This window comes from Vibrio sp. 10N.222.47.A9, assembly GCF_963872585.1.
In the GTDB taxonomy this organism is placed as follows: domain Bacteria; phylum Pseudomonadota; class Gammaproteobacteria; order Enterobacterales; family Vibrionaceae; genus Vibrio; species Vibrio splendidus.
Genome location: NZ_CAWNBB010000030.1, coordinates 103,203 through 125,285, shown reverse-complemented (window position 1 = coordinate 125,285; position 22,083 = coordinate 103,203). Strand labels below are relative to the sequence as shown.

20 protein-coding genes are annotated in these 22,083 nt (G+C 44.6%); 5 read left to right on the top strand and 15 right to left on the bottom strand.

Annotation, left to right across the window (positions count from 1 at the left end; translation table 11 throughout):
- Positions 1-59: 59 nt before the first annotated feature.
- Complete coding sequence (locus AACT19_RS08960; RefSeq protein WP_076646023.1) at positions 60-2,837, top strand: insulinase family protein; 2,778 nt, start codon at positions 60-62, stop codon at positions 2,835-2,837.
- A 303-nt stretch (positions 2,838-3,140) separates the two neighbouring features.
- Here AACT19_RS08960 and fadJ read toward each other — a convergent pair whose 3' ends face one another.
- Positions 3,141-5,357: a fatty acid oxidation complex subunit alpha FadJ gene (fadJ, locus tag AACT19_RS08955; RefSeq protein ID WP_076646022.1), complete on the bottom strand. Its 2,217-nt coding sequence runs from the start codon at positions 5,355-5,357 to the stop codon at positions 3,141-3,143.
- On the bottom strand, positions 5,357-6,664 hold the full coding sequence (gene fadI, locus AACT19_RS08950) for an acetyl-CoA C-acyltransferase FadI (protein ID WP_017076797.1): 1,308 nt from the start codon (positions 6,662-6,664) through the stop codon (positions 5,357-5,359). Before fadI ends, fadJ begins: the two co-directional genes overlap by 1 nt.
- Before the next feature lie 562 nt (positions 6,665-7,226).
- Between fadI and AACT19_RS08945 the strand changes: the two genes are divergently transcribed.
- The 4 genes from AACT19_RS08945 (at position 7,227) to AACT19_RS08930 (ending at position 11,630) form a co-directional block, all read left to right on the top strand.
- Complete coding sequence (locus tag AACT19_RS08945) at positions 7,227-7,775, top strand: sigma-70 family RNA polymerase sigma factor (RefSeq protein WP_004736042.1); 549 nt, start codon at positions 7,227-7,229, stop codon at positions 7,773-7,775.
- A complete protein-coding gene (locus AACT19_RS08940; RefSeq protein ID WP_017095923.1) occupies positions 7,768-8,496 on the top strand; it encodes a DUF3379 domain-containing protein in 729 nt (242 codons plus the stop codon). The genes AACT19_RS08945 and AACT19_RS08940 overlap by 8 nt, the downstream gene beginning before the upstream one ends.
- Before the next feature lie 297 nt (positions 8,497-8,793).
- On the top strand, positions 8,794-10,056 hold the full coding sequence (locus tag AACT19_RS08935) for an outer membrane protein transport protein (RefSeq protein WP_065605063.1): 1,263 nt from the start codon (positions 8,794-8,796) through the stop codon (positions 10,054-10,056).
- Positions 10,057-10,352: 296 nt separating this feature from the next.
- Entirely contained in the window at positions 10,353-11,630 is a 1,278-nt protein-coding gene (locus AACT19_RS08930; protein WP_076646021.1) for an outer membrane protein transport protein, read from the top strand.
- 95 nt (positions 11,631-11,725) lie between these two features.
- On the opposite strand, the gene AACT19_RS08925 is transcribed toward AACT19_RS08930, so the two are convergent.
- From AACT19_RS08925 to AACT19_RS08865, 13 genes are all read right to left on the bottom strand, one after another.
- A complete protein-coding gene (locus tag AACT19_RS08925; protein WP_017076800.1) occupies positions 11,726-12,511 on the bottom strand; it encodes an MlaA family lipoprotein in 786 nt (261 codons plus the stop codon).
- A 125-nt stretch (positions 12,512-12,636) separates the two neighbouring features.
- Positions 12,637-13,857: a c-type cytochrome biogenesis protein CcmI gene (gene ccmI / locus AACT19_RS08920; protein ID WP_076646020.1), complete on the bottom strand. Its 1,221-nt coding sequence runs from the start codon at positions 13,855-13,857 to the stop codon at positions 12,637-12,639.
- The gene (locus AACT19_RS08915) at positions 13,857-14,345 is read right to left on the bottom strand and encodes a cytochrome c-type biogenesis protein (RefSeq protein WP_017084526.1); all 489 of its coding nucleotides are present in this window, start codon (positions 14,343-14,345) and stop codon (positions 13,857-13,859) included. Before AACT19_RS08915 ends, ccmI begins: the two co-directional genes overlap by 1 nt.
- The gene (locus tag AACT19_RS08910; RefSeq protein WP_004736035.1) at positions 14,342-14,893 is read right to left on the bottom strand and encodes a DsbE family thiol:disulfide interchange protein; all 552 of its coding nucleotides are present in this window, start codon (positions 14,891-14,893) and stop codon (positions 14,342-14,344) included. The genes AACT19_RS08915 and AACT19_RS08910 overlap by 4 nt, the downstream gene beginning before the upstream one ends.
- Before the next feature lie 5 nt (positions 14,894-14,898).
- A complete protein-coding gene (locus tag AACT19_RS08905) occupies positions 14,899-16,869 on the bottom strand; it encodes a heme lyase CcmF/NrfE family subunit (RefSeq protein ID WP_017084525.1) in 1,971 nt (656 codons plus the stop codon).
- Positions 16,866-17,348, bottom strand: coding sequence for a cytochrome c maturation protein CcmE (gene ccmE, locus AACT19_RS08900; RefSeq protein WP_017076805.1), 483 nt, complete (start codon positions 17,346-17,348; stop codon positions 16,866-16,868). Before ccmE ends, AACT19_RS08905 begins: the two co-directional genes overlap by 4 nt.
- Positions 17,345-17,551 (bottom strand): heme exporter protein CcmD, encoded by a 207-nt coding sequence (ccmD, locus tag AACT19_RS08895; protein WP_004736230.1) that lies wholly within the window; start codon positions 17,549-17,551, stop codon positions 17,345-17,347. Before ccmD ends, ccmE begins: the two co-directional genes overlap by 4 nt.
- A 14-nt stretch (positions 17,552-17,565) precedes the next feature.
- Positions 17,566-18,306 carry a heme ABC transporter permease gene (locus AACT19_RS08890; RefSeq protein WP_076646019.1) on the bottom strand — a complete coding sequence of 247 codons (741 nt, stop codon included), beginning with the start codon at positions 18,304-18,306 and terminating at the stop codon, positions 17,566-17,568.
- 178 nt (positions 18,307-18,484) lie between these two features.
- On the bottom strand, positions 18,485-19,153 hold the full coding sequence (ccmB, locus tag AACT19_RS08885) for a heme exporter protein CcmB (RefSeq protein ID WP_004736228.1): 669 nt from the start codon (positions 19,151-19,153) through the stop codon (positions 18,485-18,487).
- Between the two features lies 1 nt (position 19,154).
- The gene (gene ccmA, locus AACT19_RS08880) at positions 19,155-19,772 is read right to left on the bottom strand and encodes a cytochrome c biogenesis heme-transporting ATPase CcmA (RefSeq protein ID WP_012603450.1); all 618 of its coding nucleotides are present in this window, start codon (positions 19,770-19,772) and stop codon (positions 19,155-19,157) included.
- Positions 19,773-20,050: 278 nt separating this feature from the next.
- Positions 20,051-20,563: a DUF2802 domain-containing protein gene (locus AACT19_RS08875; protein ID WP_004736226.1), complete on the bottom strand. Its 513-nt coding sequence runs from the start codon at positions 20,561-20,563 to the stop codon at positions 20,051-20,053.
- Positions 20,563-21,057 carry a chemotaxis protein CheW gene (locus AACT19_RS08870; RefSeq protein WP_004736225.1) on the bottom strand — a complete coding sequence of 165 codons (495 nt, stop codon included), beginning with the start codon at positions 21,055-21,057 and terminating at the stop codon, positions 20,563-20,565. Before AACT19_RS08870 ends, AACT19_RS08875 begins: the two co-directional genes overlap by 1 nt.
- 74 nt (positions 21,058-21,131) lie before the next feature.
- A partial coding sequence (locus tag AACT19_RS08865; protein ID WP_242658934.1) for a chemotaxis protein CheW occupies positions 21,132-22,083 on the bottom strand: 952 nt, incomplete at its 5' end.

Sequence of the window (22,083 nt, the reverse complement as noted above, 5' to 3'; positions counted from 1 at the left end):
TTTGCACCTCAAATCATCGCGTACATAATTTAAAAACCACCTTCTCTGGAGATGCTTCTGTGCATTTAAGCCCTAATGATGAACATCAATACCGTTACGTAACCTTGGATAACGGATTGCGAGTACTGTTAGTTCACGATCAGAACGCTCAAAAAGCTGCAGCCGCACTCGCCGTTAATGTAGGGCATTTTGATGACCCTACCGACCGAGAGGGTTTAGCGCACTACTTAGAGCATATGCTATTTTTGGGAACTGAAAAGTATCCAAAGGTCGGAGAGTTCCAAAGTTTTATCAGCCAACATGGCGGTAGCAACAATGCTTGGACCGGAACCGAACACACCTGCTTCTTTTTTGATGTTGAATTGAATGCCTTTGAAACCGCACTCGATCGCTTCAGCCAATTTTTCACAGCGCCACTTTTTAACGAAGAAGCACTAGATAAAGAACGCCAAGCCGTTGATTCCGAATATAAAATGAAACTCAACGACGACTCGCGACGCTTGTACCAAGTTACCAAAGAACTGGTGAATCACAATCACCCATTCTCGAAGTTTTCTGTCGGTAATATCGAGACGTTAGGTGACAGAAACGGTGAAACGATTCGACAAGAGATCTTGGCTTTCCACCAGCAACAATATTCAGCCGATCTAATGACGCTGACACTGTCTGGCAATCAATCATTAGACGAAATGCAAAGTTGGGTTGAGGAGCGTTTTAGCTCGATTACCAATCACAAACTACAAGGTAAAAAGGTTGAAGTACCGATTGTTGGTGAATTAAGCACGGGTGTACAAGTACACGTTAAACCGATAAAAGAAGTGCGCAAACTTATCTTAACCTTCCCAATGCCAAGCATGGACAAGCACTATGGGGTTAAGCCATTATCATTCTTTGCACACCTTATCGGTTACGAAGGCGAAGGCAGTTTAATGATGCAGCTGAAAGAGAAAGGTTGGATTACTTCCCTCTCGGCAGGTGGCGGCGCAAGTGGCAGTAACTATCGTGACTTCACGATCAGTTGCTCAATGACCATCGAAGGCTTAACCAAAACCGATAACGTCGTTCAAGCAATATTTCAGTACATCAAACTCATTGAACAACAAGGCATCGAAGAGTGGCGTTATCTTGAAAAACGCGCCGTTTTAGAGTCCGCTTTCCGCTTTCAAGAGCCCTCCAGACCGCTCGATGTCGTCAGTCATCTTGTTATCAACATGCAGCACTATCAAGAGCAAGATGTGGGGTATGGCGATTATAAGATGTCTCACTTTGACGAAGAGTTACAACGCTCTTTGCTTCCCTACTTATCTGTCGACAACATGCGGGTCACCATCGTAGCTCAAGGCTTCGAGTATGATAGAGAAGCGAAGTGGTATTTTACGCCCTACTCCGTTACGCCTTTTAGCTCAGAGCAGACCCAATGCTTTACGTGCATCAACCCCGGCTGGATGTTCGAGTTGCCAAGTAAAAACCCATTTATTTGCTACGACTTAGACCCTGCTGAACTCGAAGGTGATGCTAAGCACCCACAACTGTTAGAAGAGCTGGATGGCTTTAAGTTATGGCACCTCCAAGACCATCAATTTCGAGTACCTAAAGGTGTGGTGTATATCGCTATCGACAGCCCACACTCAGTCGCCACCCCGAGAAACATCGTTAAAACACGCTTGTGTGTAGAGATGTTCTTGGACTCGCTTGAAAAAGATACGTATCAGGCTGAGATTGCGGGTATGGGCTACAACATGTATACCCATCAGGGCGGTGTAACACTCACGCTTTCGGGATTCAGCGAAAAGCAACCACAGCTGCTCAATATGATCCTTGAGCGCTTCCAAGCACGCGACTTTAGTCCAACACGCTTTGAAACTATTAAGCATCAATTGCTCAGAAACTGGAATAATGCGTCGCAAGATCGTCCTATTTCTCAGCTGTTTAATGCGATGACTGGAATACTTCAGCCTAATAACCCGCCTTATTCCGTATTAATTGAAGCCTTGGAAACGATTGAGGTCGATGAACTCTCTTCTTTTGTTCAAGCTATCTTGGCAGAATTGCATGTCGAAATGTTTGTGTATGGTGATTGGAAAAAAGCCGATGCACACAAGATGGCTGAAACGCTAAAAGATGCATTACGTGTTCAAGACCAAGCTTACGAAGAGTCACTACGCCCATTAATCATGTTGGGTGAAAATGGTAGCTTCCAACGCGAAGTCGTATGCAATCAAGATGATTCAGCCATCGTGGTTTACTACCAATGTGCTGATATTTCACCTAAAAATATTGCGCTGTATTCATTGGCGAACCATTTGATGTCAGCCACCTTCTTCCATGAGATTCGTACCAAGCAGCAGCTAGGCTATATGGTCGGCACTGGCAATATGCCGTTGAACCGACACCCGGGTATTGTGTTATATGTGCAATCACCGAATGCTGCCCCAGCAGACTTGTTAGCCTCGATAGATGAATTCCTCAATGCTTTTTACATGGTGCTGTTGGAGCTTAACGACTATCAATGGCACAGCAGTAAACGCGGGCTCTGGAATCAGATTTCAACGCCAGATACCACCTTGCGCGGTCGCGCTCAGCGCTTATGGGTTGCGATAGGCAATAAGGACTTGGAATTCAATCAGAGAGAGCGTGTCTTAGAAGACCTCAAAGGTCTAACACGCTCAGACATGATGCGTTTTGTGGTCAGCCAACTTAAACCTCGCACGGCAAATCGTCTGATTATGCATGCGCACGGTAATGCTCATGATGAGGAAGAAAAGTTGTCGGCAGGTGTGGAGATTGGCTCAATTGATGAGTTTCAGTTACGTCCTAAAGACTGTGAACTTGGGTGATAAAGCTGGGATAAAAATCATAAGGTTGATGTGAAAGCATCAACCTTTTTTCTTGGGTGAAGCACAAAAGCAGATCTCCTATTACGCTCCTTCGTCGCTTTAGGAGATGACGGTAGTTTCGATTGAGATGTGTTTGATCACCTTTCTAATCAACGCAATAACTTACTTTTTATCTCTCGAACATCATTCCCGAAAAGGAGGAACGACTGAGTCGGGAATCTCATTCCTTTCACACTCGTTCATAAAACAATAAAGCCCGCATCAATCGCTTGGTACGGGCTTATTAATCAATGAGTTAGAAAGTTACTTATAAAAAGACTCATCCAAACCAGCACGTGTTAGTAGGCCATCGCATGGCGCAAAACGATCACCGTACTTCTTAGCGAAGTCGTTCATCATTTCGACCAATGACTTAATACCAATTTGATCCATGTATCGGAACGGACCTCCTAAGAATGGAGGGAAACCGATACCGAAAATAGCACCAATATCGCCATCACGTGGGCTGCGGATAATACCGTCATCCAAACAACGAACCGCTTCGTTTAGCATCGGTAACACACAGCGCATCGCGATATCGTTATCGCTCAACTTAGGATCGGGTTGCAGCTTAAGCAGCTTGTAAACTGACTTATCGACTTCTTTCTTCTTACCTTTGTAAGTGTAGAAACCTTTGCCACTCTTACGGCCTTTACGGTTGTCATTCAAAAGAATATCGAACACATCAGGGCCTTGGAAACGGTCGCCTAGTTCATTCACTAAAATTGGAATAATCTTCGCGCCGATATCAACACCCACCTCGTCTAACAAAGTAATTGGGCCAACCGGGAAACCGAAGTCCAATAACGTGCTATCGAGCTTTTCAATTGGCTCATTTGCCAGTAACAGATGCGCCGCTTCATTCATGTACGGAGCAAGAATACGGTTCACGTAGAAACCAGCCGTGTCTTTAACAACAATCGGTGTTTTACCTTGCTTCTTCGCTAATGCTACAACCGTCGAAATCGTCTCTTCTGACGTAGTTTCATGAGGAATAACTTCGACTAGCGGCATTTTTTCGGCAGGGCTGAAGTAGTGAAGACCGACAACGTTTTCTGGTCGCTGCGCCTTCTCCGCAATCTTATGGATTGGCAATGAAGACGTATTCGTCGCAAAGATAGTCTCTGGCTTTGCATTGGCTTCAATGTCCGCAACCATTGATTGCTTAAGATCGAGGTCTTCAAATACCGCTTCAATCACCACATCAGTGTGATTAAAGCTCGTAAAGTCGATACCACCAGAAAGCTGAAGCATCTTACTTTCCAGACCAGCTTTAGTCAGAATGCGACGCTTACGCTGCTTATCGAACAACTTAAAGTTGTAGTTCAGCGCGTTCAGCACGCCTTCATTGGATACGTCTTTAATGCGAACCGGAACTTTCGCTTTGGCAACGCTGACATGACTGATACCAGCACCCATAAGGCCGCCGCCCAGTACACCAACACGCTTAACCGCTTTGGGTTCTGCGTCTGCGCCGTGCTCTTTTTTCATTTCAGTGGTGGCAAAGAAAATCGAACGCAGGGCTTTAGATTCTGAAGTCATTACCAGTTCAGAGAAACGCTTCGCTTCATACTGAAGGCCTTTATCAAAACCGTTCTCAAGGCCGTAACGAATCACATCAAGAATCGCATCGGCTGCAGGGTAATTACCGCGTGTTTTCTGGTTGGTTTTCTTCGAAGCCTGTTCAAAAATAACCTTACGACCAAGACCCGTGCGTGAAATAAGCTTCTCTTTGGTCGAAGCTTGGCTTTTAGACGCAAGACGCTTACCTTTTTTGCCACCTGAGTTCTTTTCAACAAAGCTCTTAGCGACTTCAAGCAAGATAGTTTCTGGCACACAAGCATCGACAACACCGAGCGATTTCGCTTTCTTAGCACGCAACTGCTTACCCGTCAGAATAAGGTCAAGAGAAGGCAGCAAACCGATAAGGCGAGGTAAACGCTGCGTACCACCAGAACCAGGTAACAAACCTAATTGAACTTCTGGCAAACCAAGACGAGTCTTGTCTGAGTCGGTACATACACGGTAATCACACGCCAGCGCAAGTTCTAAACCGCCACCTAAACATGGACCGTGGATCGCTGCGACTACTGGATATGGAAGATCTGACAGTGTTTGGAACATCTCCTGCCCTTGACGAGCAAGAGACTGTGCTTCGTCAGCCGTTTTACAAGCATCAAGCATTCGTACATCAGCACCAGCGATAAAGTTATCTGGCTTTAGTGAATGAACGATTAAGCCTTTAACTCGGCTTTGTTTTTCTTTTAACTGCTCGAAGATGGCTTTCATTTCTTCAGCAAAAGCCGCTTGCAGCGTGTTCATTTTCTCGTTTGGCACATCAATCGCTAACCAAGCAATATCTTGCTCATCGATATTAAGAGTAAATGCTGTCGCTTTCTTTTTGGTTGATTCAGTCGCCGACGTTGAATCTGGTTGAGCGACGGTTTCTTTTTCTGTTGTTGTATCAAGAGTCGTAGACATTATTCTACCTCCAAGATCATTGCTGCACCTAAACCACCAGCCGCACACGCTGTGTTCAGTGCCAAGCCGCCACCGCGACGTTTCAGTTCACGTAATGTTTGAGTCATCATGCGTGCACCAGTCGCAGCAAACGGGTGTCCGTAAGCAATTGAGCTACCCAGCACGTTGAATTTCTCCATATCAATCTCACCGATCGCTTTGTCACGGCCAAGATTCTTCTGAGCAAACTCGTCACTTGCAAACATTTTGACGTTCGCTAGAACTTGGGCTGCGAATGCTTCGTGCATCTCAATCAGCGTTAGGTCTGACAACTCTAGACCTGTGTTCTTCAATACTTGAGAGGTCGCGTAGGTTGGCCCCATCAACATATCCGTTTCAACACCAATCGCTGAGAATGCATAGCCACGAATATAGCCAAGCACTTCTAAGCCTAGCTCTTTAGCTTTACCTTCGCGCATCAACATCACCGCAGCACCGCCATCGGTAAGAGGAGTTGCATTGGCTGCCGTTACACTGCCGTACTTTCTATCGAATGCCGGGCGCAGTTTAGCGTAGCCTTCAACCGTTGAGTCGTGGCGAACGTTGTTGTCTTCCGCTAGGTACTTTTTATAAGGCGCTGGGAACGCTGTCATCACTTCGTCTTTAATCTTGCCTTCTTTCCATGCTTGAGAAGCCAAAGAGTGAGAACGGTGAGCAAGTGCGTCTTGAGCTTCGCGAGTAATACCATGCGTCTTCGCCATCTGCTCAGCCGTTTGTCCCATGGATAAACCGGTCGAGTATTCTGCGACTGCCGGTGGCACTGGCATCAGATCTTTTACTGAAAGTGTTTTAAGAATCTTCAGCTTCTGACCCATGGTTTTCGTTTTACTCAGCGCTAATAAATTTGCCGCTAACTTTTTCGAAACACCAATAGGCAATACAGAAGAAGAATCCGCACCGCCTGCAATACCGACATCAATCGTGCCAGCCATAATGCTCTCGGTCACGTTAACTGCCGCTTGGAAACTGGTCGCACATGCTCGTGTCACACTGTAGGCATCGGTATTGATGTCCATGCCCGTACCCAACACGATTTCACGTGCAATATTCGGTGCTTCTGGCATTTGTACGACTTGGCCGAACACCACTTGCTCGATAAGCGCAGGATCGACATCTGTTCTTGCAAGCATTTCGCTCACAACCATTTTGCCTAGGTCAACCGCAGGCACTTGGCTAAATTCTGTACTCTGACGAGCGAATGGGGTTCGTAGTCCAGCGACAACGGCAACACGTTCTCCAGAACGCGTTTTGACTTCCTGTTTGCCCATGGTTTCTCCTTAAAGTTAAGAGGTCTGACCTGAAGCATTGTAAAGAAGTTGTTAATTAAATCAAACGAGCGTTTAAATAAACGTGATACGAGTATCTCACTGTTTGAAAATATAACTGCGCATTCAGGCGAACCTTTTTGGGGGAAAGGTTGTCGTAAGAGACTAAACTATTGTAAGCAAAGACTGTTATCGCTGTGTAGGGAATGGTTTTCTTGAGGCAAAAAAAAACCACACAAAACTGTGTGGTCGGAATGTATATAAAGCAATTAACTTAACGCCAATTGAAATAATCAGTTTCCTGATTAGGAGAAAGTAAAGTCAGCCTTCAAAAGGAAGTGTCGTCTTGCTCAACATGCTAGCCACGAATGACTAACTAGACGACAAGGTGTACTATAGCTTGTTCGAGGCCTTAGATTTTGAAGTAGATCAATTTTAATGTGATTTTACGGTTTCCTGCCGATCGTTAGCCCTAAAAACGAAACAGAATATAAAAACGAAGCACAACGTATAGAGGACAGCTATACGCAGAGCAATTATGGAGGCTCGTGTGTCAATAATAAAAATGTTTGGAAAGAAAACAGCCAAGCGTCCGGTCAACTCTGATATGGACAAACAAAGAAAGTACGAAGCACTCGTTCGTGCCTATCATCGTGACCTCTTTCGCTACGCCTATTGGCTATGTAAAGACAAAAGCATTGCCGAAGATTTAGTACAAGAGACTTGCCTTCGTGCATGGAAGTCACTCGATAGCTTACAAGATGAAAAAGCCGCTAAATCTTGGCTGATCACCATCTTGCGACGCGAGAACGCTCGACGTTTTGAACGCAAACAGTTTGATCTGGTTGATATCGACGATCATGGTAACGATGCAAGTGTCAGCGATGACCCACATCATCAACACCTGTGGTTGCAAGCTCAGATCATGAAACTTGAAATCGATTACCGTGAACCCCTCTTCTTACAAGTGATTGGTGGTTTTAGTGGTGATGAGATCGCAGATATTCTCGACCTCAACAAAAACACGGTGATGACACGTTTATTCAGAGCTCGAAATCAGTTGAAAGAGATGCTGGATACAGAAGAGGCAGAGAGGGGGCAACATAATGGATGATTTGGAATTTCGTCGTCGTGTATTGTCGGAACCTAAGCAACGTACACAAGATATTATTGATGCAGCAGCAAGCAGCGAAGCCAATAGTAACTTTCTAGACGATGTACTATCGCTTGATAAACAGATCCATTCAGCAATGAATGTGGATGTGCCAGACGATCTTGCTGATCGTATACTGTTCAATCAGACCTCAAGCGAAGAAAGCAAAGTAGTAAGACCTACGTTTGCTAGACGAGCGATGGCAATGGCTGCCTCGGTGGCGTTTGTTGCTGGTTTATTGGTTGGCCAAGTTAACTGGGGCAATGCATTCGTTTCACCCGCGCAAGCAAGTTTGGCAGATACGGCAATGAAACATGTTGTCGATGAAAAGAGCTTTGTGAGTGCGCTTGATGAGAATGTTACTTCACAACAAATCAATGCCAAGATGAATCCGTTTGCATTTCAATTTGATGAAGCCTTCCCTTACCACGTCTATTACCTGAACCATTGTGGCTTTGGCAAGTCCAACGCAATGCACATGGTTTTCCAAGGCGAAAAAGGCAAGGTCACTCTGTTTTTAACTGGAATTCCGACTGACAAGTCTATCGACTTTGATGAAAAAGGCATGTCAGGCTCAGTAACACCGATCGATGGCAGCAGTTTGATCCTTGTAGGCGAAGATGGCGAGGATGTCTCTAAAATCGCCGAAAAGCTGACAAAAATGATCAAACCAATGAGCTAATTTACTCTCAAAGCCCCGTAACAAAAGGCCCAGCAAGTATATCACTGATATTGCTGGGCTTTATTTATCAATAAACCGCAAAACCATTCACCACACCAATACCTCTAGAGTTAAAGCTCTAAAAAACAGCATTTCACACCATTTTCGTGCCAGATAGGCGTCATTTCCATAATTTTACCCTCAAAATTTCCAATGGTCGGATTTGTATATCGTATACTTGCGAATAGGATCAGCCACCATTGAGCAATTGCTCAAATTAATCGCCCTGTAGAGGCGGATATATAAAGGAATAAATGAATGACTACCAACAACACGCGTCTGTTTAAAAAGTCTCTTTTAGCAGTAACAATCACACTGGCGTCTTCGCAAGCGATGGCAGCAGGTTTCCAACTTAACGCACAATCAGCAACCGGCATCGGCCGTGCTTTCGCTGGTGACGCCGTAATCGCAGATAACGCGTCAGTAATGGCACGTAACCCTGCAGCAATGGCACTATTTGACAAAACTGAGCTATCTCTTGGTTTTGAAAGTATTACTTCAATGATTGAAGTTAAGGATGCTACCTATAAAGGCTTCATGGGAAGCACCTCCAGCAATGCTGATTATGACGATGCTGGTGATACTTCTATAGCTCCAAATATTCACCTTATTGTTCCTATCAACGAAAAATTTGCTGTAGGCTTCAATGCTTATTCGAACTTTGGTACAAAAACTGAGTTCAGCGATAGCTATGTGGGTGGTGAATACGGCGGTCTTACAGATGTAAAAAGTGTTAACTTTGGCCTAGCTGGTTCGTACCGTTTAAACGATCAATGGAGCTTCGGCGCTGGCCTTGATCTTATTTACGGTAAAGGCGAGCTGAAACGAACAATGAGTTCAGAAGTTGGTACTCCACCTAGCCCATTGCTACCTCAAGCAGGACAAACCGTTCTTGACGCTGAAGCAGATGGCTGGGCTGTTGGCTTTAACCTTGGTACTGTTTTCGAATTGAATGAAAACAACCGTTTTGGTTTGGCTTATCACTACTCTCCGAAACTTGAAGCTGAAGGAGATATCAGTTACCAAGGCACTGAATATAAAGATGATACTCTTTATATGCCTCTACCTGATATTGTTGAGTTCTCTGGCTTTCACAAAATCGAAGATACTAAATTCGCGGTTCACTATTCAGTACAATGGATTGGTTGGAGCTCATTTGACAAGCTAGAAGCAGAAAAAGCGGGTGTTCTAAATAATTACGAATGGCAAAATGGTATGCACTACTCTCTAGGTGGTACATATTACATGAATCGTGATTGGACACTTCGTGCCGGCTACATGTATGACACTAGCGCACAAGATGAAGTAACTTCAGTTTCAGTGCCAGATTCAGATCGCCAATGGTTCTCAGCTGGTTTCACATACCACATCAACGAAGCATCAAACGTAGACTTTGGTTTCACATACCTAATGGGTGACGATGTTAAAGTCAACGAATCAACTTCTGTTGTTTCGTCAATTTCAGCAACAACTCGTGCTGATGCAATCCTAATGGGTCTGCAGTATAGCCGTAGCTTCTAATATAATCGAAGTTAACAATCCCAAAGGGTCGCCTTACGCGACCCTTTTTTATTGCATAACCCTCTGACCAACATCAATTTAAGCTTACAGCTGTAGCCTGCAGAGGCAAAATATGCCTACAAGTGTACGCTCAAACTTCGCAACACAGCCGAAACATTTAGATTATTTCTCTAATAATTAAACACATTTACTCATTTAATCCCTAAAACACTGTTTTATTCGAATTTCATTTTTAAAGTAATAGCTCTAAACGTAGAATCACGACACTAAATACTTATGATTCAGCGAACATAATAATGAAAATGAATAAGACTCTTCTATCTGCTGCAGTGGCAGTTGGACTACTTTCGACTTCTACCGTCACTCACGCGGCCGGTTTTCAACTAGCAGAATACTCAGCAACGGGCTTAGGCCGTGCGTACGCTGGTGAAGCCGCAATGGCTGACGGTGCAGACGCACAATGGCGTAACCCAGCAATGCTGACTTACCTAGAAGGCACACAAGTTTCTGTTGGCGCTATCTATGTTGACCCGAACATTGATATCGACGGTACTTCTACGTCTATGATGGGTCAGTCTACTTCATCAAACTCTAGTGATTTTGCACACAGTGCAGTAATTCCAAACTTTTATGTTTCTCATAAGTACAACGACAAGTTTGCATTAGGTTTTGCTGCGGGCACTAACTACGGTATGGAAACAGACTTAGGTAAAGACTTTGGTGGCGCAAACCACGGTAACGAAGCAAGTGTTACGACAATGGAGCTAAACCTAAACGCGGCATACCAAGTACTTGAGGGCGTATCTATTGGTGGTGGTGTTCGTTACATCATGGCTGAAGGTAGCTTTGGTGCAGTATCTACAGCGAACTCTCTAGTTCCTTTACCTGCAGGCACTGCTTTAAAATATATGGAAGGCGATGATACGGCTTGGGGTTGGCAAGTGGGTACAGCATGGCAGATCAATGAAAGCAACCGCCTAGGCTTTACCTACAAATCAGAAGTAGACCTCACTCTAGAAGGCTATGCAAAAGGCTTTGGTTTCAACCAAGCAAACCCAGCAGCTCACAAGAGCGGCTCAATGGATCTTGCTCTTCCAGCAACAGCGGAACTTGCTAGCTTCCACCAGCTTACTGAAAAAGTTGCGGTTCACGCAAGCATTAACTGGACAAACTGGAGCAGTTTTAAAGAGCTTGTTGCTGATTTTCCGGGTGAAAACAGCGTAGAAATCAAACAAGAGAACTGGGAAGACAACTACCGCTTTGCTCTTGGTACGACTTACCAAATGACACCTAAGTTAGCTTTACGTTCTGGTATTGCATACGACACTTCAGCGGTAAGTGAAGAGCACCGTACAGCAACGATCCCAGAAACAGACCGTACTTGGTTAAGCATTGGTGCTGGATACCAATGGTCTGAGCAATTAACTCTAGATGCCGGCTTCACTTACATTTTAGCGAAAGATGCTAAGATGCATGAAACCGATACTGCTGCGGATTTATTTGGCGGTAGCTTCGAAGGTGAAGTGACGGGTAGCATTTGGCTAGTAGGTATCCAAGCTAACTACCGTTTCTAATCTAGTTACTTAATCTAAAGTAGCAAATATAAAAAAGGCTCGATGTTATTTTCAACATCGAGCCTTTCTTTTATCCGTTATTCAAAATCTTATATCTAGTAATCTTCTAGGTATCCGTCAATGAAATCTTCTTCTTCCAGATCGACTTCTTCCGGTTCGATTTCGGCTTTAAAGTCACGACGCTGAATGTAAACTTCACGAGTCAGAGCATATGGATCTGGCGAGTCATCCAACAGAGCTTCTTGAGAAACTAATTGAGCACGAGTTTCCATACCTTCAAATGCCCACTTTCCTAGGCTCGCCCAGAAGTTCAACAGAGCTAAAGGCACATATAAACTATCCACTTGCTCCGTCACTTCACGAGTCGTAATAGGACCATAACCCGGCACCATAAAGTACGGCCCATTCCCTACCCCATAATGACCAATCGCATCAGAAAACGACTTGTCGTCATATTTGGTGATACCCGCTTCACTGGCAATATCGATTAGGCCCAACAAACCAAAAGTTGAGTTAATCCAAAAACGGTTGAAATGGTCGAGTGCTTTCTCGCCATTACCCATGAATATGTTGTTCACCATGCTCGCAGGTTCGTCTAAGTTGGCTAAAAAATTTGAGATACCAGAACGAACTGGAACAGGGGTATAGCCAACATAAGCGAGTGAAACAGGACGAACTAAATAAGGATCAAGATATTCGTAGTTGATATCCCACATCGCTCGGTTGAACCCTTCGAAAGGGTCATTCGGGTGGGATTCTTCGACGTATTCAGAGGTTTCGAGGTTATTATCGTTCGTGCTTTCATCTGGCGCGCTAGAACAGCCCACCGTTAAGCTTGCGATAAAAAGTAAACTCGAGAGTCTTAAAACACTGACAGACATATCACCTTTTCCATAAGGAATTCATATAATAAAAAAAGGCCAGCAATCGCTGGCCTCAATTGGTTGCGTAAGTCTATACCGTTTGTTGCAAAATCGGAATAGCTAACACCTATGCAAAATGATGATTAATATTGCTTATTGATATTAATGGTCACTGGAGCACCCAGTTCAACCACTTCACTTTCACCGTACCAATCACCATCGCGAGTTGAAACGTTACCATCTGTATCAAGCCTAGCTCTAACCATCAGAGTTTCAAGGCTAGACAACTTAGAGCCTTCCATCATGCTGTTACCATCATCGAGAACAACAGTGCGAGGGAAAGAACCCAATGGGTAACGGGCTGCAGCGACCGGCATTGGCGAACCATCAGCTCTATGTACCGAAACAACCAACACAGACTTAGGATCAGCGTTCACGTCGCCAGACAGCTCAAGCGTTACTGCAACGCTCTTACCTTGGTCAACACCCATGGTGTCGCCCATTTTCTTCTGAGCACTTTCAATACTGCGTGACAACATCTCGTAGCGACTGTCTTGTGGACCAATCATCTGTTGCATGATGCTCCAGTACTTCACAGCACCCGGGTAATCTTGACGTTCAAAAGAATCAAACGCTAGCAGTGAGAACACTCGAAGGTCGACATAATCGTTTTGGATCAAACGGCTCAAAATCAAACGCGCTTGGTTTTGATCGGCTTCATCAGGTGAAAGCATCAGTGCTTGAGCAAAACCTAGCTGAACATCTTCATTCTTAGGTTCAAGTTTGTAAGCTCTTTCCATAGAATCTTTCGCTGTTTCTGCGTCGCGGTTTGCTAATGCAATACGGCCAAGCAGTAACCAACCGGTTGAATCTTTTGGTTGATAGTGAAGACGAGTACGAAGCGCTAGAGTCAAATCTTCAAGTTCATCATCGGTAAGCGTTCCACCTTCTGATGACATTAACTTTTTAGACAACTCAGGAAGGTTCGAACTCACTTCTTGCCAGTGTTGAACCTTATCTAATGCACCAAACTGAAAGTACATACCATAAGTCACAACCAGGACCAGGATCACTGACGGTACAACGACACCCAGCGTAGATATTTTTGTTCTCTTGATTTTTTCTTGCGTTGGAACGTCATCAAGTAGCGACTGTTTTAAGTCAGCGATCAGTTCTTGCTGGTTATCAACAAGGCCTTCTTCAGCTTCTACTTCTAATTCAACTAAGCGATCTTTATAGAAGGCTTTATTCAACTCATCGCGAAGCACGTCATCGTTGTTTTCTTTCTTATTCAAGAAAGGCAGAACAATCAATAAAACTGCGGCTAGCGAAAGGACAATTGTAGAAATCCAAAATAGAGTCATTACTGTTTATCTCCGTCGTTCTCTTCGTCGAGTAACGCTTTTAAACGTGCTTCTTTATCTGCATCCCAGTCTTTATTGGACTCTACTGCTTTCGATTTTGACTTTCTGCTTCGTAAAACAATCAAACCAAAACCTAATACAACAACCGAAAACGGCCCAACCCAAAGGATCGATGTCGCTAAGGTCAGTGGCGGGTTGTACGTTACAAAGTTACCGTAACGAGCAATCATGTAATCAATAATTTCTTGCTCAGACTTGCCATCTTTTGTCATCTCATACACTTTTTGACGCAAGTCGACCGCAAGTTCCGCGTTCGAATCACCAATCGTGTTGTTCTGACATTTTGGGCAACGAAGCGTATTGCTCAAATCTTTAAATTGTTGCTCTTGATCAACCGTATCAAACTCATGAAATTCGATAGGCGCAGCCGTTACCGACGCAGAGATAGCGAAGGTGGCAAACATTGCTACAAGTGTTTGTTTAATCATTTCGCCTCCTCCAATAACTCTTGGTACATCGGCTGAAGCGTCGATGCCCAGTTAGTCGGGTTCACGTCACCAACATGGCGGTAACGAACCACACCGTTAGCATCAATTAGGAAGGTCTCAGGAGCGCCATATACGCCAAGGTCAAGACCTAACATACCGTTGCCATCGAACAAGCTGATTAAGTACGGGTTGCCCAGTTCTTTCAACCAACCAACCGCTTTATTGCGATCATCTTTGTAGTTAAGACCAATAATCTTAACGCCTTGATCCGCTAACTTATTCAGGTAAGAGTGCTCTGCATAACAAGTAGGACACCAAGTCGCCCACACATTAAGAAGCAGAGGCTCACCTTTAAAGATAGCTTGATCATGAAACTTACCCGGCTGTTCTAAATCCTCTAGGCCAAACTCAGGTACCTGCTTACCAATCAATACGGATTCAAGTTTAGTCGGGTCATCACCCGACTGGTTACGCATCAATTGAGTTGCAAAGATTCCAGCTAGAACCATGAACGCAATCAATGGAATGAATAAAATCTTCTTGTTCATTCGAATTAAGCCTCCTGCTCTTGAGCCGACTTTTTCGTTGGCTTACGGAAACGGTAACGACGGTCACTGATGGCAATCACACCACCAATCGACATGATCAAAGAACCCGCCCAGATCCAACGTACAAATGGTTTGTAGTAGATACGTACAGCCCAAGATTTGTTGTCGTCTAAACGCTCACCCATTGCGATATAAAGGTCGCGCGTTACGCCACGATCAATCGCCGCTTCAGTCATCATAGACTTAGCTGTAGTATAGAAACGTTTTTCAGCGTGAAGCGTGTTGATGTATTTGCCTTCTTTGGTAATTTCAAAGTCAGCGATGTAACCATCGTAGTTAGGGCCATCTTTGTCACGAACCCCTGTAAACAGGAAGCTGTATTCTTCAAGTTGGTAGCTTTCGCCTGGCGCTAAACGCACATCACGTTCGATGCTGTAGTTTTGTACCATCGCGATACCGATCACTGTTACGGCTAAACCCATGTGACCACAGATCATTGCCCAATGGCTACGAGGTAGCTTAGTTAGGCCTTTCATGAAGGTATGACGGTGTGTTGCACGCTCATGCAGCTCAAAGCCGTGCATGAAGAAGATCCAGAACGCCATCACCCAACCAGCAAAAGCAGTACCACTGAAGCGGTCAGCTAGCATGGTCACCATTAGTGCACTTAAACCTAACGAGAAGATACCCGAAACTAACATTGGCTTGATAAGCTTAGACAGGTTGTCACGTTTCCAACGGATCAGTGGACCGATACCCAATAGGAACGAGAACGGGATCATTAACCAGAAGAACAACATATCAAAGAATGGTGCACCGATTGAAACCGAGCCCAGCCCTAATTGCTTATGAACAAGTGGTAACAACGTACCCACTAACACAACCACTAACGCAGCAATCAATAAGATATTGTTGCCGAGTAGTGCGTTTTCACGAGAAACCAAATCAAAGTTACCACGGACACGAACCGATGCGCCTTTAACAGCAAACAACAGCAGTGAACCACCGATAACGAACACTAGGAAACCTAGAATAAACATACCACGAGCAGGATCTGACGCGAATGCGTGAACAGATACCAAGATGCCCGAACGAACTAAGAATGTACCTAGTAAGCTTAAAGAGAATGCAGAGATAGCCAGCAATACTGTCCAGGCTTTAAATGTGCCACGCTTTTCTGTTACCGCAAGCGAGTGCATCAGCGCTGTACCAGCCAACCAAGGCATGAATGAAGCGTTTTCTACTGGATCCCAGAACCACCAGCCACCCCAGCCAAGTTCGTAGTAAGCCCACCATGAACCAAGTGCGATACCTACCGTTAGGAATAACCAAGCTGCGATTGTCCAAGGACGAGACCAACGAGCCCATGCCGTATCTAGACGACCACTCATTAGAGATGCAATGGCGAAAGAGAACGCAACCGAGAAACCTACATAACCCATGTAAAGCATAGGCGGGTGAATAATCAAACCCGGGTCTTGCAGTAGTGGATTCAAGTCACGGCCATCGACAGGAAAGTAAGGCAGTGTACGTAAGAACGGGTTAGACGTTACGATAATGAACAGCAAGAAGCCGACAGTAATCAAACCCATGATAGCCAGTACGCGAGCCACAGACTCTTGAGGCATACCACGGCTAAACGTCGCTACTGCAACCGTCCAACCCGCTTGGATAAGAACCCAAAGCAGTAATGAACCTTCATGAGCACCCCAAACCGCTGTGATTCGGTAGTACCAAGGAAGTTGGCTATTCGAGTTACTTGCTACGTATTGAACCGTAAAATCATTGGTGTAGAACGCGTAGCACAAGATAAAAAACGAAATCGCTAGGAATCCGAACATACCCCATGATAGCGGTCGTGCACTATTCATTAATAATGTGTTATTTCGAGCTGCCCCATACAGCGGGAGCACACTCAATAGCAATCCCAGCCCTAAGGACAGGATCATGGCAAAGTGGCCGATCTCGGCTATCATTGAGCACTTCCTTCTTTTTGTTCTGTCGAGTACTGCATTGGCTCATGGGTTTTCTTCATTGCTTCAGCAACTTCAGAAGGCATGTACTCTTCATCGTGTTTCGCTAAGACTTCGAAAGCTTCAATTGTTGTCGCATCTTTCAGAACGCCTTGAGCAACAATACCTTGCCCTTCACGGAAAAGATCAGGAAGAATGCCATCGTATAAAATCGTTACTTTAGGACCAACATCTTTCAAGTCAAAACTTACACGTAGTGATTCGTTGTCACGGCTTACAGAACCGACTACAACCATGCCACCAATACGCAGACGTTGGCCAACTTCAGGTTTCTTGCCGTCTTTGCCGTTAACAAGCTCAGTTGGCGTGTAGAACAGATCCATGTTCTGGTTAAGCGCATAAACCATTAATCCAACAGTTGCACTGATACCAAAAAAGATCGCTAAGACAATGCCCAGCCTCTTTTTACGTCTTGGGTTCATAGAGTGTTCTCCATATTTTTTGCTGCATCGATACGAGCTTGACGATCAATCTTAGCTTGTACTTCATTTAGTAATTGCTTACCACGACGAACGCTTAAGACCAGTAAAATGATCATCGCGAGGAATGTGATTCCAAATGCACTCCATACATATGAGGCGTAGCCACCCATGGCAAAGAAATCACTCAGAGATTCAAAATACATAATTACCTACCCTACTACGCTTTATCAGCCGCGAGTTTACGAACCCACGGACGGTGACTTTCTTTACTGATGATTTCGTTTCTAAAGCGAACCATAGTCACAGCACCAAAGAAAAAGGCGAAGCCGAAGATGTTGAGAAGAAGCGGCCATAGCATGTCACTTGAAATAGAAGGCTGATCGAACTTAGTAATCGTCGCGCCTTGGTGAAGTGTATTCCACCACTCTACTGAAAAGTGAATGATAGGTAGGTTGATGACACCAACGATCGCCAAAATACCTGCTGCTTTCGCTGCGGTTTTTTGGTCGTCAAACGCGTGGTGTAGTGCAATCACACCCAAGTATAGGAATAGAAGAATCAGCTCTGAGGTCAAACGTGCATCCCAAACCCACCAAGCACCCCACATTGGTTTACCCCAAACAGCACCGGATAGCAGCGCTATGAAGGTAAAGACAGCACCAATAGGCGCCATAGCCAATGCCGCCATGTCTGATAATCTCACCTGCCATACCAAGCCGATGAATGCCGCAATTGCCATCGACATGTAGACGCCCATCGACCAAATTGCAGACGGAACATGGATATAGATGATACGGAAGCTATCGCCTTGTTGGTAATCAGAAGGCGCAAATGCAAGCCCCCACACAGTACCTACTGATAGACACAATAGCGCTAGGATAGAGAACCATGGCAGAAGTTTACCAGCAAGCTGATAAGAGGTTTCTGCTTTGGCATAGGGATGGAGCCATTTCCACATGTTGTAATCTCACTCTTACTTCATATTGCTTACAGCTATCACAGCTATAATTATTATAATTTATTTGGCTTACTGTCTCTTTCAGTGACTCTATGAGTTTAAAAGCTTCAATTAGTTCACTCTGAACAAACAAAGTGGAAGTGAGCGCTTGGTTAGCCAGTTTTAATCAGATAATTAACTAGTTAACACTCACTCTCAGCGCTGCGCTTATGGCAAATGGTGTGAGCGTCATTGCGCCCATTAGCATTGCCCCTAACACAGCTAATTGTCCGTTATACGCAACGCCTAGTGCTGCCGCATCAATCGCGGATGTAGCAAATATAAGAATTGGGATATATAACGGCAAAATAAGCAGACTTAACAGCACACCGCCTTTTTGTAATCCAACCGTTAAAGCGACACCAATCGCACCAATAAAGCTTAATGCAGGCGTACCAACCAATAACGTTAAGACCACCGATAACCAAGTATCGAAATCCAAGGACAGCAGTACCGCTAACAACGGACTGATCAATATTAATGGTAACCCTGTCAATAACCAGTGCGCTATGACCTTGGACAATACTACCAACTGCAACGGGATGGGCATCAGCATCATCTGCTCGAGGGCGCCATCTTGGAAATCATCTCGGAATAATCGTTCGAGAGAGAGTAATGCAGAAAGTAAAGCAGCAACCCAAACAATGCCCGCTGCGATACGCGCAAGTAGGTTTGGCTCAGGGCCGATACTCAATGGGAAAAGGGTGATGACAATGATAAAAAACCACAGAGGGTTAAAGATATCGGCTTGGCGACGAAATGCGATCAGCAGCTCACGTCGAATGATCGTTGTCATTGAAGAAATCATATTACTCACCCAACTTTATTTTTCTTAGTTTCGGGCTATCAGCAAACATATCTTGGTGTGTGGTTAATAACACAATGCCACCGTTGTCTGCATGCTGAGAAAAAAGAGACTCAAGAACTTTAACGCCCTGCTTATCAATGGCAGTCAGCGGTTCATCTAGAATCCACAACATTTGCTTACTTAACCACAGACGAGCCAATGCTACACGGCGCTGTTGACCCGCCGAAAGTTGGCCTGCAGGCACGTCTTCTCGTCCAGCAAGGCCGACTTGAGCCAATGCATTGTAAAGTTCTTCCTTACTCGTTCCACTGCTGTGAATCGATTGATAGAAGCTCAGGTTCTCATAGGCACTAAGCTCGCGTTTTACGCCAGTTTGGTGACCAAGAAAAAGCAAATTTTGGTGATACACATCTCGACTCGTTTCAATGGACTCACCATCCCAAGAGATAGTGCCTTCATCACGATCACCTAAGCCGGTGATAATCCTAAGGAGTGTCGTTTTCCCAGTACCGTTACGACCTTCAACTTGAACCAGCTCACCGGGTTTCAATTGAAAAGACAACGATTCAAATAGAACCCTGTCGTCACGAATAGCAGTTAAATTTGAGACTTCAAGCATAGGTAAATTTAGTCGAGTAATGAAAGGGCTATAGTAGCACACCAATATGGTGACAAAACAGGACTAGGCGTTTTCGATAGAACAAACTCCGTAAGAAACTGTTACCACCGCATCACAATTTACACATTTTCATCAACAAACAAGATACTGCCTTAGATACAAGCACTTATAAACATCGTTCTATATAGAGCTGTCAGGCATAAAAAAAGAAGCCGAAGCTTCTTTTAAGAGGAGTGCACGATAAACATCAATTACTCAATACGCAGCGAGCGCTCACTTTAACGACGTCGAGTTGGGTCTCTGCGCTTATGAGATGCATCTGGTTGTTCATCGTACGATGAAGGGTTACTTCTTAGCGAAGGAATTTTTTCCTTACCTGCGAGCTTATTCTGCAGAGACATCATCAGCTCAGCTTCAGCTTTAGGTAATTCACACTCTTCGATCAGTTCGTTTATCCCTGCACCAAGCTGAACCATCTTCGTTGCACGCGTGTACAAGCGCCCATCGGTATCAACATGTTCCAGCTCTACAATGCGTTCATTCAAGTGCTTTATTAGATCTTGCTGTTCCGTCACTTTCTGGCCAAGGCCAACCACGACAGAGCGAACCTCAAGCAATTGCTTGCTCGATTTTTGAAGCTCTTTGTCCAAGTTACGAACTTGCAGGCGTGACTGATCGAGCTGCTTTTGAATCGCACGTTTTACTTTGCTAATCAAAATCACGATGAATAACGTAAAAACCCCGACTCCGCTAATCAGAGCAACAGGGCTTAAAGGAAGCGCTTCAAACATTACAGGTGAGCCATCTCATCCCATTCGTCTTCGCTTAGTAGTTTGTTTAGATCTACTAAGATAAGCAGCTTGCCATCACGGTTACTTACACCTTGGATGAACTTAGCACTTTCATCAGTACCAACACTTGGAGTAGTGTCGATTTCAGAAGAACGTAGGTAAACCACTTCAGCAACGCTGTCTACTAGAATGCCAATGACTTGACGCTCAGATTCAATAACGATGATACGAGTGTTGTCTGTGATTTCACCTTGCATCAAACCAAAGCGAGAACGAGTGTCGATAACAGTAACAACGTTACCACGCAGGTTAATAATACCTAGAACGTAATCTGGAGCACCCGGTACTGGAGCAATTTCACTGTAGCGAAGTACTTCACGTACCTGCATAACATTAATGCCGTAAGTTTCTTCTTCTAGCTGGAATGTCACCCATTGAAGTACTTCATCATTGGTTGGGTCTTTTCTTACTTCAATTTCACTCATATGAGACATATTTAATCCTCTTGCCGTCGTTACCGACCACTATTATTAACTTGATGCGTTTATTGTTAGCCTAATGCTTATTACTAGCTTAATGCTTTTACATCTAGCCCTGCGTTTAGCATGGCGATCAATGCTTCAACATGAATCAAAGCACACATTTTTTCTTTTACCATACCAGCGAGCCATGGGCGTTTACCTGCCATTTCTCGCCAACGAACTTTATCTGTATTAAGAAGCTCGGTACCTTTAAGTTCAGTACCCGCAAGCCCCCATAAGCTTTCGCCAAGCATCACTATATATTGATAGTTTTCTTTGTATTCATCATTCGTTAGTTTCTCAGGCATCACCCACTTTGCGGTGTCGACCACATCTAACTGACTATCTCGATTTGTTTGCAAACCTAAATACCAAGCAGGCTTACCAATCAAATGGCTTAGCTCTTCAAGGCGATGAATACCACCAAGCTCATCAAGAGGAACAGCAAATGTTACCCCGTTGACGTCAAAATACAGTACCTGAAAATCTTCTGTTCGAGCCGTAGTTTCCCAAGAGGTAAACCGTTCAATACCGCCAGATTGAGTTTCAAGCTCAACCTCGGGCTCACTGACAGATTCAATTTCTGACTCTTCAGTGTGAGTTTCGTCTTGCAGAGCTTCAACGTGCGACTCTTCAGCTGTTGGTGATTCTTCAGCTATTGGCGACTCGGCTTGCTGCTCAATTGGTCGTTCAACAGGTCGATCAACAACCATTGATGAATCTGACTCTGGGAGGTTCCAATCTTGAATCTCAGGTTCTACAGAAAGCTGAACGGATTCCACCGCCGCATCAAACATTTGCATGTCTGCTTGCTGAGCGATTTTCTGCGTGTTCTGATCCATTAATTCATCAAGATTCAGTTCATCAACCACGTTCGTCGCTTCTAAGCGGCTCAGTAATTTTTGAACGTCTTCCAGATTGGGCACTTCAAATTCAGCTTCTCGTAACTCGGCATAAGTCGAGTAACTCGAATGTTTGGGCTCTGGCTCTGGCTCTGGC

Coding starts and splice junctions, on each gene's coding strand:
- fadJ (WP_076646022.1), bottom strand. CDS start 5,357: ATGTCTACGACTCTTGATACAACAACAGAAAAAGAAACCGTCGCTCAA.
- fadI (WP_017076797.1), bottom strand. CDS start 6,664: ATGGGCAAACAGGAAGTCAAAACGCGTTCTGGAGAACGTGTTGCCGTT.
- AACT19_RS08945 (WP_004736042.1), top strand. CDS start 7,227: ATGTTTGGAAAGAAAACAGCCAAGCGTCCGGTCAACTCTGATATGGAC.
- AACT19_RS08940 (WP_017095923.1), top strand. CDS start 7,768: ATGGATGATTTGGAATTTCGTCGTCGTGTATTGTCGGAACCTAAGCAA.
- AACT19_RS08935 (WP_065605063.1), top strand. CDS start 8,794: ATGACTACCAACAACACGCGTCTGTTTAAAAAGTCTCTTTTAGCAGTA.
- AACT19_RS08930 (WP_076646021.1), top strand. CDS start 10,353: ATGAAAATGAATAAGACTCTTCTATCTGCTGCAGTGGCAGTTGGACTA.
- AACT19_RS08925 (WP_017076800.1), bottom strand. CDS start 12,511: ATGTCTGTCAGTGTTTTAAGACTCTCGAGTTTACTTTTTATCGCAAGC.
- ccmI (WP_076646020.1), bottom strand. CDS start 13,857: ATGACTCTATTTTGGATTTCTACAATTGTCCTTTCGCTAGCCGCAGTT.
- AACT19_RS08915 (WP_017084526.1), bottom strand. CDS start 14,345: ATGATTAAACAAACACTTGTAGCAATGTTTGCCACCTTCGCTATCTCT.
- AACT19_RS08910 (WP_004736035.1), bottom strand. CDS start 14,893: ATGAACAAGAAGATTTTATTCATTCCATTGATTGCGTTCATGGTTCTA.
- AACT19_RS08905 (WP_017084525.1), bottom strand. CDS start 16,869: ATGATAGCCGAGATCGGCCACTTTGCCATGATCCTGTCCTTAGGGCTG.
- ccmE (WP_017076805.1), bottom strand. CDS start 17,348: ATGAACCCAAGACGTAAAAAGAGGCTGGGCATTGTCTTAGCGATCTTT.
- ccmD (WP_004736230.1), bottom strand. CDS start 17,551: ATGTATTTTGAATCTCTGAGTGATTTCTTTGCCATGGGTGGCTACGCC.
- AACT19_RS08890 (WP_076646019.1), bottom strand. CDS start 18,306: ATGTGGAAATGGCTCCATCCCTATGCCAAAGCAGAAACCTCTTATCAG.
- ccmB (WP_004736228.1), bottom strand. CDS start 19,153: ATGATTTCTTCAATGACAACGATCATTCGACGTGAGCTGCTGATCGCA.
- ccmA (WP_012603450.1), bottom strand. CDS start 19,772: ATGCTTGAAGTCTCAAATTTAACTGCTATTCGTGACGACAGGGTTCTA.
- AACT19_RS08875 (WP_004736226.1), bottom strand. CDS start 20,563: ATGTTTGAAGCGCTTCCTTTAAGCCCTGTTGCTCTGATTAGCGGAGTC.
- AACT19_RS08870 (WP_004736225.1), bottom strand. CDS start 21,057: ATGTCTCATATGAGTGAAATTGAAGTAAGAAAAGACCCAACCAATGAT.